Genomic DNA, 12,924 nt, shown 5'->3' with positions numbered 1-12,924 from the left:
GTACAGGCCTCTCGCCGCTTGCCTTGCGAGCGCGAGCGCCATGTCGTTCGCGACAAATCCGGCTACCGCCCAAACCTGGAACTACTATAGCGGCAGCAACACCACCATCGAGGTGGGTTACGCCGACGGCGCGATGGGCCGCGACAATCCGGCCCGGGTCAACCTGGGCTTCCTGGGGAGTACCGGTACGCCCACCGCCGCAATCATGGATACCGGCTCGACCGGCATCGTCGTCGGAAGGAACCACTTCCAGCCAGGCCCCAACGATGTTCCCCTCGGTCCCGGCACCCAAACGTATGGCAGCAGCGGCGATTCCTACTCCGGCACCTACTACAACACCACCGTCCAGATCTACGACAAGACCGGCACGACCGTCGTCGCCACCTCGACCGTCAGGGTCCTCCTGACCGACAAGGATCCGAACTTCATCTACATGGGTGTAGGCTTCGATCGAGACAGCGGCTCAAAGTCCGACCTTGTGAAAGTCCCGGTTTCGGCCAATCCGTTTCTCAATCTCGTCGGAGCGGACGGCAAGCCTCTCGCCGATGTCCGCAAGGGCTACATCATCAAGGACGACAAGGTCATCCTCGGCATCCCGAACTCCGTGAATTCGCAATATACCTTCGTCAAGCTGGAGCAGAATTCCACCGATTGGAATACCACCAGCATGAGCGTCAAGGTGACGGACAAGACGGGGACCAGCACGGCCACCGGCTCGGGCACCATCCTCCAGGATACCGGCATCAACTACATGTTCATCTCGCCGCCAAGCGGCAGCTGCCTGGAGAGGGGCGGCAGCTGCCGGGAGGACGAGACGAAGGTCGCGAGAGCCACTGAAGGAACCCAGTTCGAGATCTGGCTGCCGGGACAGACGGGCTCCAAAGCCAACTACATCTTCAAGGTCACCGACGGCACGTCCGACAACAAGCTCACGCCCGAGCGGGTCGAGATCATCAAGGATCCCGGCGTCTTCGTGAACACCGGCCGCGAGTTCTTCACCGGCTTCGACTATCTCTACGACTACACCAACGGCTTCGTCGGGTACCGCTGGAACGGCAACCTCGACAGCGCCTATGGCGGCTCGACGGCGGGCGTCGCCCTGATCGGTCCGGTCAATCTCCAGGACGGCTTCAACTCGAGCCTGCCCACCTTCCTGATGGGCGCGACGACGCTGATGCAGACCGGCGTGGGCACGATCTCGAGCGAAATCTCCGGCACGGGCGGCCTCACGATCGGCAGCGGTCAAGTCAATCTCACTGGCACCAACACTTACTTCGGCGGTACGACGGTGGCTGCCGGCGCAACGCTCGGTATCGACACGGATACGCGGCTGGGCGACCTGTCGGGCGGCCTCACGCTGGACGGCGGAGTTCTCCTGGCGCTGGGAAACATCACGTCGACGCGTTCGGTAACGCTTGGTCCCGGTGGCGGCACCTTCAACACCAACGGCAACGACATCACGCTGGGCACGCCCGTATCCGGCGTGGGCGGTCTGACCAAGAAGGGCCTCGGCGTGCTGTTGCTGCGGGGCGCGCAGACCTATACCGGCGGCACGGTCGTGAACGAGGGCATCCTGCGCCTCGACACGGGCGCGTCGCTGGCGCCGACGGGCGGCCTGACGGTGAACACCGGCGGTACGTTCGACCTGAACGGCAACAATCTCACGGTCGCCGCCCTCTCGGGCACCGGCGGCGAGATTTCGCTGGGCGCCAGCACGCTGACCGTGGACGGTCCCTACAATTCGGCCGTCGCCTCCGCCCTCACCGGCACTGGCGGATTGACCAAGGACGGCCCCGGGGTCCTGTCGCTCATGGGCCTCAACACCTATACCGGTCCGACCTCGATCCTGGGCGGCCTGCTCGCGGTCAATGGCAGCATCACCAGCGACGTCACGGTCGGCAACGGCGGCGCGCTCGGCGGTACCGGCACAATCACAGGCTCGGTGACGAATGCCGGCATGCTGTCGCCCGGCAACTCGATCGGCACCCTGAACGTGGCCGGCAGCTACGCCCAGACGTCGGGCAGTTCCTACCTGGTCGAGGCCAACGCCCAGGGCCAGGCGGACCGTCTCAACGTGAGCGGCGCGCCAGGCACCGCCACCATTGCCGCCGGCACGAGCGTCTTCGTGGCGCCGTCAGCCAGCAGCCCTTATGCCCCCAGGACCACGTACACGATCCTGAACGCCACCGGCGGCGTCACCGGCGCCTATTCGTCGGTGAGCAGCAGCCTTCCCTTCCTGCTGCCGAGCCTGAGTTACGACGCCAACAACGTCTATCTCACGCTCCAGATCGGCGGCTTCGGCCGCCAGGCGCAGACGGTCAACCAGGCCGCCGTCGGCGCCGCGCTCGACGCCGGTGCGCTGGGCGCGACCGGCGACTTCGCGACCGTGCTGGGCGCCTTCTCGACGCTCACCGCCCAGCAGGGCGTTGCCGCCATGAACTCGATCAGCGGCCAGAATTACTCCGGCTTCTCCTCGGCCGGCATCGCGACGACACAGATCTTCATGACCAACTTCGCCAACACGGTGGGCGGCACCTCGGGTGGCTCCAACCGCGTGGCGCTGGCCGAGGCATGCGATGTCGCGTGCGACACCACCAGTCCCGGCCTGTGGGGCGCCTGGGGCGGGGCGATCGGCGGCTTCGGCGTCGTTGGCGGAACCGCCAATGCCGGCACGCTCACCTACAATCTCGGCGGCTTCGCCGCGGGTATCGACCGCAAGGTGACACCGGACCTGCTGGTCGGCGTGACGGCCGGTTTCACGAGCGGCAGCCAATGGGTCGGCGGCTTCTCCGGCCGCGGCACGTCGGACACCTTCCAGGCCGGCCTCTATGCCAGCTACGCCAAGGGCCCTGTCTATGTCGACGGGCTCGCGGCCTATGCCTATTCCGACAACCGCATGACGCGCCAGATCGCGATTCCCGGCGTGACGCGCACGGCCAACGGCTGGACGGGCGCCAACCTGTTCTTCGGCCAGGTCGAGACGGGTTATCGCTTCGACATCGGCGGGCGCGCCGCCGCCTACGTAACGCCTTTCGCGCGCCTGCAGGGCGCGACGGCGACCCAGGCCGCCTTCACCGAGAACGGTGCGGGTTCGCTCAACCTGTCCGTCGCCTCGCAAACCACCAACTCGCTGCGCAGCGTGCTCGGCGCCCAGCTCGGCAGTGCGATGGACCTCGGCTGGCGCGAGCGACTGGCGGTTCAGTTCAAGCTGGGCTGGGGCCACGAATATGCCGATACCGGCCGGCCGGTCACCGCCTCGTTCGTCGGCGCGCCGGCCCTGCCCTTCACCACCTACGGTGCCGCGCCGCAGCGCGACAGCGTCGTGCTGGGCCTGTCGGCGAACACCGCCATCGCCGACGCGACCTCGGTCTACTTCCGCTACGAGGGCGACATCTCCAGCCAGGATTCGAACCACGCGCTCACGGCCGGCTTCCGCATGACGTGGTAGGGTCGCGCGAAGCGCGGCTCTACAGCGGCGCCAGGGCGTGGCGCAACGGGCCGCTCGAGACCTGCATGAGCCCGTCGAACGGCTGGCCCAGTTCGAGGATGAGATAGATCGCGCTGGCCGCCGAGAGCGCGCAGAAGAAGAGCACGCTCAACATCGTGCCGTTGGCGTCCGCCGACAGGGCGAACGTCCCGAAGATGAAGCAGAGCCACAGCACCAACACGACGACGAACGGCTTGGAGAGGGAGTTGGACGGCTGCGCGTAAAGCGCGAGCTGGATCTGGCCCAGCGAATTGCTCACCACCTCAGCCCTCGCCTGCAGGGAGCTCTGAATTGGATCTTGCGGCGCCAACAGGCGCAGCTTTGCGATGACCCGGGCTTCCACGGCCGAAACCTGCGCAGTTTTCTGCCGGACACCGGCATCCTCGCGCCAGATCGCGTCCACGATGGCCCGGACATCCTGGCGTAGTGCCTGCCGCAGTTCGATGCCCTCGGAGCCGTAATCCTTCAGCAGGCGATCGAGTTCGATGACGCTGGCGGTGAGCTGGCCAACCTGGCTGTTGGTGGCTTCGTAGGAGGCGCGTGTCGCGGCGAACAGCAGAGCCGTCACCAGGGCGGCCATCGTGGCAACCAGCGCCGTCGACATCTTGATGACGTCCTTCGAATCCCCGATGAGATGCTTTTCCGGAAGCTTGTGGCGCAGGAAGATGCCGCACGCGATGCTGATCAGGATCAAACCGAAGGCGCAGAGGGCAATACCGACGGAACTCAACTCTTCCCCCTCGTACGGGCCCGGCACGTAGCATTATTATGGGCGCAGCGAGCATGCCGAGGACATCTTACCAAACCGTTACGGCGGACTACTTTGCCCACCGCGGGCTGCGCCGTTACGCCGGCGTCTTCTCGCTCTGGGCACTGGGCGTCGGTGCGGTCATCTCGGGCCACTATTCCGGCTGGAACCTCGGCCTGCTGGCCGGCGGCTGGGGTGGCTATGCGCTGGCCGCCTGCATCATCGCGGTCATGTATCTCGGCCTGGTCTTCTGCATCGCCGAGATGGCGGCTGCCCTCCCCCATACCGGCGGCGCCTATTCGTTCGCGCGCGCCTCGATGGGCCCGTGGGGCGGCTTCGTCACCGGCCTCTGCGAAAACGTCGAGTATGTCCTGACGCCGGCGGTCATCGTCTCGTTCCTCGCGACCTACCTGTCGGCGGTGTTCGAGACGCCAACCACCTGGCTGCCGGCCTATTGGGTGGCGGGCTACGCCGTGTTCCTTTCGCTGAACGTCCGCGGCGTCGAGCTCTCCTTCAAGGTCACCGTGGTCGTCACCCTGGCTTCGCTCGCCTGCCTTGCGGTGTTCTGGATCTCGGCGCTGCCCATCGCCGAATTCGGTCGCCATGCGCTCAACATCGGTGCCGGCCCGGACGGCAGGCCGGTCGAGCTACGCCAAGGCAACGGCCCGCTCCTGCCCTTCGGGCTGCAGGGCGCGCTCGCCGCCCTTCCCTTCGCGGTCTGGCTGTTCCTTGCGATCGAGCAGCTCCCGTTGGCCGCCGAGGAATCGATGGAGCCGTCACGCGACATACCGCGTGGCATCGTCGCCGGCCTGCTCACGCTCTTCATCTCGGCGGCACTCACCGTCTGGCTCAACCCGTCGATCGCGCCCGGCAGCTTCCAGCTCGCAAGCTCGGGCGAGCCGCTGCTCGACGGTTTCCGTGCGACTTTCGGTGGCGGGCTGGCCAAGCTGCTGGCACTGGTCGCGTGCATCGGCCTGGTCGCGAGCTTCCACACGATCCTCTTTGCCAAGGGCCGGCAGATCTATTCGCTGTCGCGCGCCGGCTATTTCCCGCGCTTCCTGTCGATCACCCATCCCCGCCACAAGACGCCCCATGTTGCGCTGCTCGTCGGATCGGCCGTCGCGCTCGCGATCATGTTCGTGCTGTGGTTCGGCATGGGTGCCGAGAAGGGTGCGGCGGTGATCCAGGGCATGTTGCTCAACATGGCCGTGGCGGGTGCGATGCTCTCCTACCTGCTGCAGGCGGTGAGCTTCCTGGTGCTGCGCGCGCGGCTGCCGGGCCTGGCCCGTCCCTATCGCTCGCCGATGGGCCTGACCGGCGCGGTGGTCACCATCGTCATCGCCTCAGTGACGCTGGTCTATCAGCTGCTGGATCCGGTGTTCGTGTCGGGCGTGCTGGGCGTCGGTGCATGGTTCGCCCTGGGAATCGCCTGGTTCGCAGTGGCGGGCCGGCAGCGGCTCGTCCTGTCGCCCGAGGAGGCCTTTGCCCTCGAGGCCAGCAGGTCAGTTGCCGACTGAAACGGCTGCCGGCTTCGCCTCGGACTCGCGTTCGGCGAGGCTGGCGGCGACCTGCTTGCGGAAGCGGTCGAAGTCGGGGCCGCGCAGCTGGGCGCGCTTCAGCTCGGGATGGGTGATCGGATTGACCGGCTTGCCGTCGACCTGAAGCTCGAAATGAAGATGTGCGCCGGTCGAGCGGCCGGTGCTGCCGACGAAGCCGATCACGTCGCCGCGCGACACCGTCTGGCCGGCCTGCAGGCCAGGCGCGAAGGCCGAGAGATGGCCATAGACCGACGCCAGCTTGCCGCCATGCTCGATGCGGATCCAGTTGCCGTAGCGTCCGTTCGGCGCCGCGCCGACGACGAGGCCGTCGGCCGCCGCCACGACCGGGGTGCCGGCCGGCGCCACCAGGTCGACGCCCTCATGCATGAACAGCGATCGCGACGACAGGGGCCGGGCCGCCAGCGCATAGGCCGGCGGCGCCCGGAAGGCACCATAGGCGGAGCCGCCGTAGGAGGAAGCACCTGGCGACGCGGCGAACCCGGCGCTGAGACCGGCCCGTGGCATGGCGGTGGCGCCGCCCGTCGGCAGGCCGGGCGGCAGGCCCGGCACCCGTTGCGGACCACCGGCGCCTTGCGGCCTGCCGCCGTAAGCCGGCGGCGGCTGGTCGAACGGATCGGCGCGCAGGCCGAAGCCCGACGAGATCGAGATCGTCTCGAGCGGCAGCCGGAACGAGGGCGGCATCGCGGCCTGGCCGCTCGCCATCCAGAAGCGCTCGTTGTTGTCGCGCGTGCGGAAGCGATGGATCGCCATCACCCCCTTGGGCGTCCGCAACTCCATCCACAGGATGCGGCCGACATCGAGCGGCGCGCCCGCCTGGGTGAAGGTCTGCTCGTAGCGGACGTAGAACTTGTCGCCGTCGCGCATCTCCTTCTTGAGGTCGACGGACATCGTCAGCGCTTGCATCGCTTCGAGCATGGCCGGCGCCGGAACGCCTGCAGCCACAGCGGACGCTTCGAAGGAGCCACCGGAGATGACGCCCGAGACACCCAGCCGGCGTTCGAACGGGAGGTAGGCCTGGAGCCGCTCGTCATCCAGCCCGTCGCCCAGCATGGCGTCTGCGACGGTGCGGCCTCTGGCCAACACGGCCTCGGAGACCGGCCCGTCCGCGACCGGTGGTGGGTTGTTGCCTGCGATCTCGATCAGCGGCTGAGGCGGCGTGATCTCGATGGCGACGCTCCGCTGGAGGAGCCCGTCCACCGACGCAAGCTCGACGAAATGGAGATGGTCGCGCAGACCGGCCACGGCCGAGGGCTGGTCGTAGAGCGGCGGCAATTCCGCGCCCAGCACCCGCAACTCGACGGTGCGGCCGGCGTCCCTGGTATGCGCCTGCTCGACCCACGGCAGTTCGCGCGCGATGCCCTGGGACATCCCGCCGAAAAGCAATGAGACGGCAAAAGCCGCAGCGACCGAGGGTCGGTTCATCCAGTCCTTCTTATAGGGCCGACGCCGGGGCATCGCTCGTGACCGCCGCGTGGTGCCGGACCTTACCGCACCTGTGTGACGGGTTTCCATGCCCGGACGCGCTTTTCCGCCTCGGCGATTTGCGCAGGGTTCATGCGAGCGGCCAGGGTCGCGAGGTCTTTTCTGGCCTGATCGAGGCGGTCCTGATTTTTGGAGGTATAGCGGTCGATGGCGAGTTTTATCCACTTATAGGCCTCGATATCGTTGCGTGGTGGGACTCCCTCGCCGAAGCCCAGCATGAAACCGATATTGTTCTGCGCCCGCGCATAATCCTGATTGGCTGCCGCCAGATAGAGCCGCGCGGCCTCGTTGAGATTGCGGGGTACTCCGTCTCCGCTCCAGTACATGGCGCCGAGCAGCGTCTGCGCCTCGGCGTTCCCTTTGGCGGCCCAGACCTTCCAGATACGCACGGCGGTCGCCATGTCCTTGCGCTCATAAGCGCCCGCCGCTTGGCGCATCTGCTCCTCGAGGGATTGCGCCGATGCCGGTGCGGCCATTGCCGCGACGAGGAGCACAAGCAGTGCCGACAGGACCGATTTCATGCGGCCATGATATGACTTCAAGTCAGCCGTGCTGCAAGCAACGGCGCGAGCGAATGGAACGTTAGGCGTGCAGGTTCAAGTCGACGCAGGTTCCCCATGGCCACCACAGTCAACACGCCTGAAATCCCCGCGCAGGAGCTGCGCGAGCACCAGGAAACCTTTCACAGCTTCAGCAAGCTCGTCCTCTTCGCCGTCCTGCACATCATGCTCGTCCTCGCGTGCATGGCGCTGGCTTTCCTGGGCCACATCCCGCTGCTGGCACTCCTCCTGGGCCTCGGTGGCACGCTGGCCCTGCTGGTTGGCTTCGCCATCACATCTTAGCTAGCTGGCGCGCAACGGCACGGGCCGCGGCGCAATCGAAGGATCGTCGCAGCGCGATCCATAGACGTGCGTCCAGGACCGCGTGAACTCCGCGCCCAGCAGGAAAATCAGCGTCGAATAGAAGATCCAGAGCAGCAGCACGATCAGCGCGCCGGCCGCGCCGAAGCTCGAAGCCACATCGGTCTGACCGATATAGAGCGCGATCATGTACTTGCCGCCCTCGAACAGGCCGGTGGCCATGAGCGCGCCGATGGCGACGTCGCGCCAGCGGATCGGCGTGTCGGGCAGCACCTTGTACATGACGGCGAACATGCCGGAGATGAGGACGGCCGAGATCACGAAATCGGCCACCTGGACCGCGACCTCGGCAACGGGAAAACTGTACTTGAGGAACTTTCCCAGTGCCGTCAGCGCCGCGCTGAGCGCCAGGGAGACCATCAGCACGAAGCCCAGCGTGATCACCAGGCCAAAGCTTGCGAGGCGCGCCCGCACCAGGCGAGACATGGTCGAACGGCGCGACTTGGCCTTCCAGATCGCGTTCAAGGCCGACTGGACCTCGCCGAACACGCCGCTGGCGGCGAGGAATATCGTGACGAAGCCGATCAGGGTTGCGACCAGCCCGGTCATGCGGTCGCTGGCGCTGCGGATCATGGCCTGCATCGCCTCGGCCGTGTCGCGGCCCATCAGGCCGCTCAGCTGGTCGACGATGGCGCCCTGCGCGGCATCCTGGCCGAAGACAAGACCGGCGATCGCGATGACCAACAACAGGGTCGGCGCCAGCGAGAACAGCGTGAAATAGGCAATGGATGCGCCGCGGCTGAAGGCATCGTCGTCGATGAAGCCTTCGACGGTCTCGGTCAGGAGCCGCCTGACGCGGCCGAAGGGAGTGAGGGCGTCCACGGGCGGAAAACGCAGGGGGGCGGAAATCGCTCCCATATCCGGACGTGGTTATGACATGTTTTACGCCTAGCCCTCCGAGGTGGAAGGCTTTCCTGGATCTCGACATGACCCGCATTGACCGTCGCCTGGTGCTCACCGCTGCCCTGGCCCTGCTCACTCCCCTGCCCGCCGGCGCGCAGCCCGCCCCCGATGCTCCCCAAAAGGTCGAGATCCTGCTCGACTGGAAGGCGCTGCCGACCTACGCCGGCTTCTATCTGGCGCGCGAAATGGGCGCCTTCGAGCGACGCGGCCTCGAAGTCACCTTCGCCGAAACGCAGGGTGCCATTTCGTCGGCGGAGATGATCGGCTCGGCCAAGCAATACTGGATCGGTTCGTCGAGCGGCATCGCCACCGCCATCGGCCGCTCCAAGGGCCTGCCGATCAAGAGCCTGGCCGTCTACTACGCCAAGACGCCGACCGTGATCTACACGCGTGGCGAGGACCGCATCGCCCATCCGCGCGATCTCTACGGCAAGACGCTGGGCCTGGTGCCGGGCAGCATCACCAACGAGGAGTTCCGTGCCCTGATCGCGGCCAACAAGCTCGATCGATCGAAGATCAAGGAGATGACGGTCGCCTGGAACGCCTATGACCTGGTCGACAAGAAGGTCGATGCGCTGATCGACTACGATGAGATGTCGCCGTCCGAGCTGATCGCCGAGGGCCGCCGCATCACCATGATCCGGCTGAGCGACTTCGGCGTGAAGGCCTATAGCCTGAACCTGATCGTCAACGATGCCGCCTGGGCCGATCCGGACAAGCGCGAGATCGCCCGGAAGATCGAGGACGCGGTACAGGAGGGCTACAACATGGTGCGCGAACGGCCGGCCGACGCCGCCCTTCACTTCTCCCGCCTCTTCCCCCGGCTGGCGCCGCGCTACGTCGACCGCAGCATGGCGACGGTGTCCCAGCAGCTCTCGGGGCCGCCCACCGGCCAGCAGACGCGCGCCGGCTGGGAGGCGACGATCAGCACGCTGGAGACGCTCGGCCTGCTCGCCAAGCCTGTCACTGTCGAGGATGTGGCGATCCTGAACTGAGTCAGGACGCTGGATTGGAGCGCGCCACTCCAGTGGCGCTCAAGCTTCGTCAACGGAAAAGATATGAGCGCAACTGGAGTTGCGCGCTCCCTTGATCAGATCGCCGGCCGCATCTGCGGTCTGGCATGCAGGCGGTTGGCGCCGGCGATGACCACCGTCGTGATCGCCACCATCGTGAGGCTGAGCACCGCGATGGCGCCGACGTCGCCGCTTTCCTTCAGGTCGAAGATCAGCACCGACAGGACCTTGGTCTCCGAGGTGAACAGGATCACGGCTGCCGAGAGTTCGCGGATCGTCGCCACGAAGATGAAACACCAGGTGGCAATCACGGCCGAGCGCAGCAGCGGCGCGGTGATGTCGGCCAGGGTGCGCAGGCGCGTGGCGCCCAGCATGCGGCCCGCCTCCTCCAGCTCCGGATGCACGGCATGGAAGGCCGAGCCGAGCTGTTGATACGCCGCCGGCAGCTCGATGGTCACGAAGGCGATCAGCAGGATCCAGAGCGTGCCGTAGAGGGCGAGCGGCGGGCGCGTATAGGCGAGGAACAGGCCGACGCCCAGCACGATGCCCGGGATGGCGAGCGGCGCGGTGGCGAGGAAGCCCAGCACGCGATAGCCGCGCACCGCCTTGCGCGCCACGATATAGGCGATCAGCAGCGCCAGCAGCGCACCCAGCGTGGCCGTAGAGGTGGCCAGCAGGAAGGTGTTCTTCAGTGCCGGCATCGTCGAACTGAGTTCGAGGAAGGTGAACTTCACATTATGCAGCGTGATCGTCTCCGGACCGACGATGCGCGAGGCGACCCGCGAAAAGGCCGAGTTGAACAGCGCCGCGTAAGGCAGGAACAGCGGCATGGCGAGGACGAACAGCGCCAGCGCCACGGCCGGGAGGCGCAGCCAACCCAGCCGGATCTGCCGCGGCGCGCCGTACTTGCCGCCCAGCACCGCATAGCCGCGCCGGCCGAGCGCCATCGCCTGCGCGCGCAGCAGCAGCACCGTCAGCACCAGCAGCGGCACCGAGGCCGCCGCCGCCAGCTCGGGCTTGGGCGGAAACTGGAACAGGCTCCAGATGCGAGTGGTGAGCGTGTGAAAGCCCGCGGGAATGGCCAGGATCGCCGGCGAGCCGAACAGGTTCAGCGCCTGCAGGAAAGCGACCAGCGCGCCGGCCAGCAACACCGGCAGCGCTAGCGGCACCGTGATCAGCCGCGCGGTCTGCCAGGTCTTGGCACCCAGCATCGAGGAGGCGTCTTCCAGCTCACCGGGCATGCGGTCGAGCGCGTTGGCGACCAGGATGAAGACGTAGGGGAACGTGTAGCAGGAGATGACGAAGATCAGGCCTGTAAGACTGTAGATGTCGAACAGCGCCTCGTCGGACGGCATGCCGGTCATGATCCGCCAGAGCTGATTCAGCAGGCCCGAATTGGGTGCCGCCAGCATCTCCCAGGCGATGGCGCCGACGAAGGGTGGCGTCACCAGCGAGGCCATCACCAGGGTGCGGATCGTGCGGGCGAACGGCATGTCGGTGCGTGCCACCAGCCAGCCCAGCGGCGCCGCCACGAGGCAGCAGATCGCGCTCACCGAGCAGGCAATGATCAAGGTCGTGATCAGCGGATCGACGAAGGTGGGATCGGTGAACAGCGCCACGAAGTTGGCGAGCGTGATCCCGCCGTCCTTGCCGGTCAGGCTCACGACCAGCAGCCAGCCGACCGGCAGCACGATCATCACCGCCAGCAGGGCGGCGACGGCGATGAGGACGGGCCGCGAGAGATCGATGCTGCGCGTCATACCTTGAAGTAACGCTGGTAGCGCGTCTTGATCTCGTCCGCCTGCTTCTCGACCTCGGCCGGCTCCTCGGGCAGCGTCTTGATCGACGCCAGCGCCGGACGGCCTGCCTTGGCCTTCACCAGCTTGTTGGCGGGATACTGGCCGCTCACGTTGACGATGAATTCCTGCCCCTCGGGCGACATGATCCAGCCGACCAGCAGGCGCGCGGCGTTGGGATTGGGCGAGGCCTTGAAGATCGCCATCGGATTGGAAACCTGCGGCGTGCCCTCGACCGCATGCACGACCTCGATCGGCGAGCCGCGCTCCTTGGCCATCCAGAAGAGATAGTCGCTGCCGTCGACGGCGATGGCGCGCTCCCCTGCCTCGATGCGCTTGGGCGGTTCGGTCGCCGACTGGACCTGCAGCACCTTCTGCTTGGAGAGCTTCTCGAAATACTCCCAGCCCAGCGCCTTCGCGAGCTGCTGGGTCGCCGTCATGATCGTGCCGGAATAGCCGGGATGGCCCTTCACCAGCTTGCCCGTGTATTTCGGGTCGAGCAGCTCGACGAAGCCCTTGGGCGCGTCCTCGGGTTTCACCATCTTCGTGTTGTAGGCGATGGCCGAGAGATGCGTGCGCTGGTTGACGAAGGCGGCGTCGGCGTCGCGCTGGTCGGCCGGCAGGTTCTCCGCCATGTCGGGTGTCAGGAACGGCTCGAGCCAGCCCTGCCGCTTCCACACGATAAAGTGCGCCGCGTCGGAGCTGTTGGCGACATCGACCCGGCGGATGTTGCTGCCGACTTCCTGGCCGATGCGGTTGAACAGTCGCTCCGCGCCGGTGCGCTCGACCGCGACCTTGATGCCGGGATACTTGGCCTCAAAGGCCTTTGCCATCGGCTCGGCGACCGAGAGGTCCATCGCCGTGTAATAGGTGACCTTGCCTTCCTTCTTGGCGGCCTCAAGCAGCTCCGGTGTGATGGCCGTGGTCGGCGGCGCTGCGGACAGGACCCGCGCACCCAGCGGCGCGAGGATGGTGGAAGCCGCGGCGGCGGCGACGAATTGACGACGGCGCATGGA

The 12,924-nt window shown here is 66.7% G+C and carries 10 protein-coding genes; 4 read left to right on the top strand and 6 right to left on the bottom strand.

Annotation, left to right across the window (positions count from 1 at the left end):
* The first annotated feature begins 40 nt into the window (after nt 1-40).
* Nucleotides 41-3,448: an autotransporter family protein gene (locus AC1ROX_RS15200; protein ID WP_493126791.1), complete on the top strand. Its 3,408-nt coding sequence runs from the start codon at nt 41-43 to the stop codon at nt 3,446-3,448.
* A 19-nt stretch (nt 3,449-3,467) separates the two neighbouring features.
* Here AC1ROX_RS15200 and AC1ROX_RS15195 read toward each other — a convergent pair whose 3' ends face one another.
* On the bottom strand, nt 3,468-4,217 hold the full coding sequence (locus AC1ROX_RS15195; protein WP_493126790.1) for a bestrophin-like domain: 750 nt from the start codon (nt 4,215-4,217) through the stop codon (nt 3,468-3,470).
* 53 nt (nt 4,218-4,270) lie between these two features.
* Between AC1ROX_RS15195 and AC1ROX_RS15190 the strand changes: the two genes are divergently transcribed.
* Nucleotides 4,271-5,752 (top strand): amino acid permease, encoded by a 1,482-nt coding sequence (locus AC1ROX_RS15190; protein ID WP_493126789.1) that lies wholly within the window; start codon nt 4,271-4,273, stop codon nt 5,750-5,752.
* On the opposite strand, the gene AC1ROX_RS15185 is transcribed toward AC1ROX_RS15190, so the two are convergent.
* Together AC1ROX_RS15185 and AC1ROX_RS15180 are read right to left on the bottom strand one after the other, a co-directional pair.
* Nucleotides 5,738-7,216, bottom strand: coding sequence for a M23 family metallopeptidase (locus AC1ROX_RS15185; RefSeq protein ID WP_493126788.1), 1,479 nt, complete (start codon nt 7,214-7,216; stop codon nt 5,738-5,740). The two genes, AC1ROX_RS15190 and AC1ROX_RS15185, sit on opposite strands and share 15 nt — an antisense overlap.
* A gap of 62 nt (nt 7,217-7,278) precedes the next feature.
* Nucleotides 7,279-7,797 (bottom strand): tetratricopeptide repeat protein, encoded by a 519-nt coding sequence (locus AC1ROX_RS15180; protein ID WP_493126787.1) that lies wholly within the window; start codon nt 7,795-7,797, stop codon nt 7,279-7,281.
* Between the two features lie 96 nt (nt 7,798-7,893).
* On the opposite strand from AC1ROX_RS15180, the gene AC1ROX_RS15175 reads away from it, so the two are divergent.
* Nucleotides 7,894-8,118, top strand: a complete 225-nt coding sequence (locus AC1ROX_RS15175; RefSeq protein ID WP_493126786.1) for an aa3-type cytochrome c oxidase subunit IV — start codon at nt 7,894-7,896, stop codon at nt 8,116-8,118.
* Here AC1ROX_RS15175 and AC1ROX_RS15170 read toward each other — a convergent pair whose 3' ends face one another.
* Nucleotides 8,119-9,018 carry a YihY/virulence factor BrkB family protein gene (locus AC1ROX_RS15170; RefSeq protein ID WP_493126785.1) on the bottom strand — a complete coding sequence of 300 codons (900 nt, stop codon included), beginning with the start codon at nt 9,016-9,018 and terminating at the stop codon, nt 8,119-8,121.
* 104 nt (nt 9,019-9,122) lie between these two features.
* On the opposite strand from AC1ROX_RS15170, the gene AC1ROX_RS15165 reads away from it, so the two are divergent.
* Nucleotides 9,123-10,094 (top strand): ABC transporter substrate-binding protein, encoded by a 972-nt coding sequence (locus AC1ROX_RS15165; RefSeq protein ID WP_493126784.1) that lies wholly within the window; start codon nt 9,123-9,125, stop codon nt 10,092-10,094.
* Nucleotides 10,095-10,189: 95 nt separating this feature from the next.
* On the opposite strand, the gene AC1ROX_RS15160 is transcribed toward AC1ROX_RS15165, so the two are convergent.
* Together AC1ROX_RS15160 and AC1ROX_RS15155 are read right to left on the bottom strand one after the other, a co-directional pair.
* Nucleotides 10,190-11,872 carry an ABC transporter permease gene (locus AC1ROX_RS15160; protein ID WP_493126783.1) on the bottom strand — a complete coding sequence of 561 codons (1,683 nt, stop codon included), beginning with the start codon at nt 11,870-11,872 and terminating at the stop codon, nt 10,190-10,192.
* Nucleotides 11,869-12,921 (bottom strand): ABC transporter substrate-binding protein, encoded by a 1,053-nt coding sequence (locus tag AC1ROX_RS15155; protein ID WP_493126782.1) that lies wholly within the window; start codon nt 12,919-12,921, stop codon nt 11,869-11,871. Before AC1ROX_RS15155 ends, AC1ROX_RS15160 begins: the two co-directional genes overlap by 4 nt.
* Nucleotides 12,922-12,924 lie beyond the last annotated feature (3 nt).

This window comes from Reyranella sp. GW821-FHT14A01 (assembly GCF_058803965.1).
This window is presented reverse-complemented; position numbering and strand designations above follow the sequence as displayed.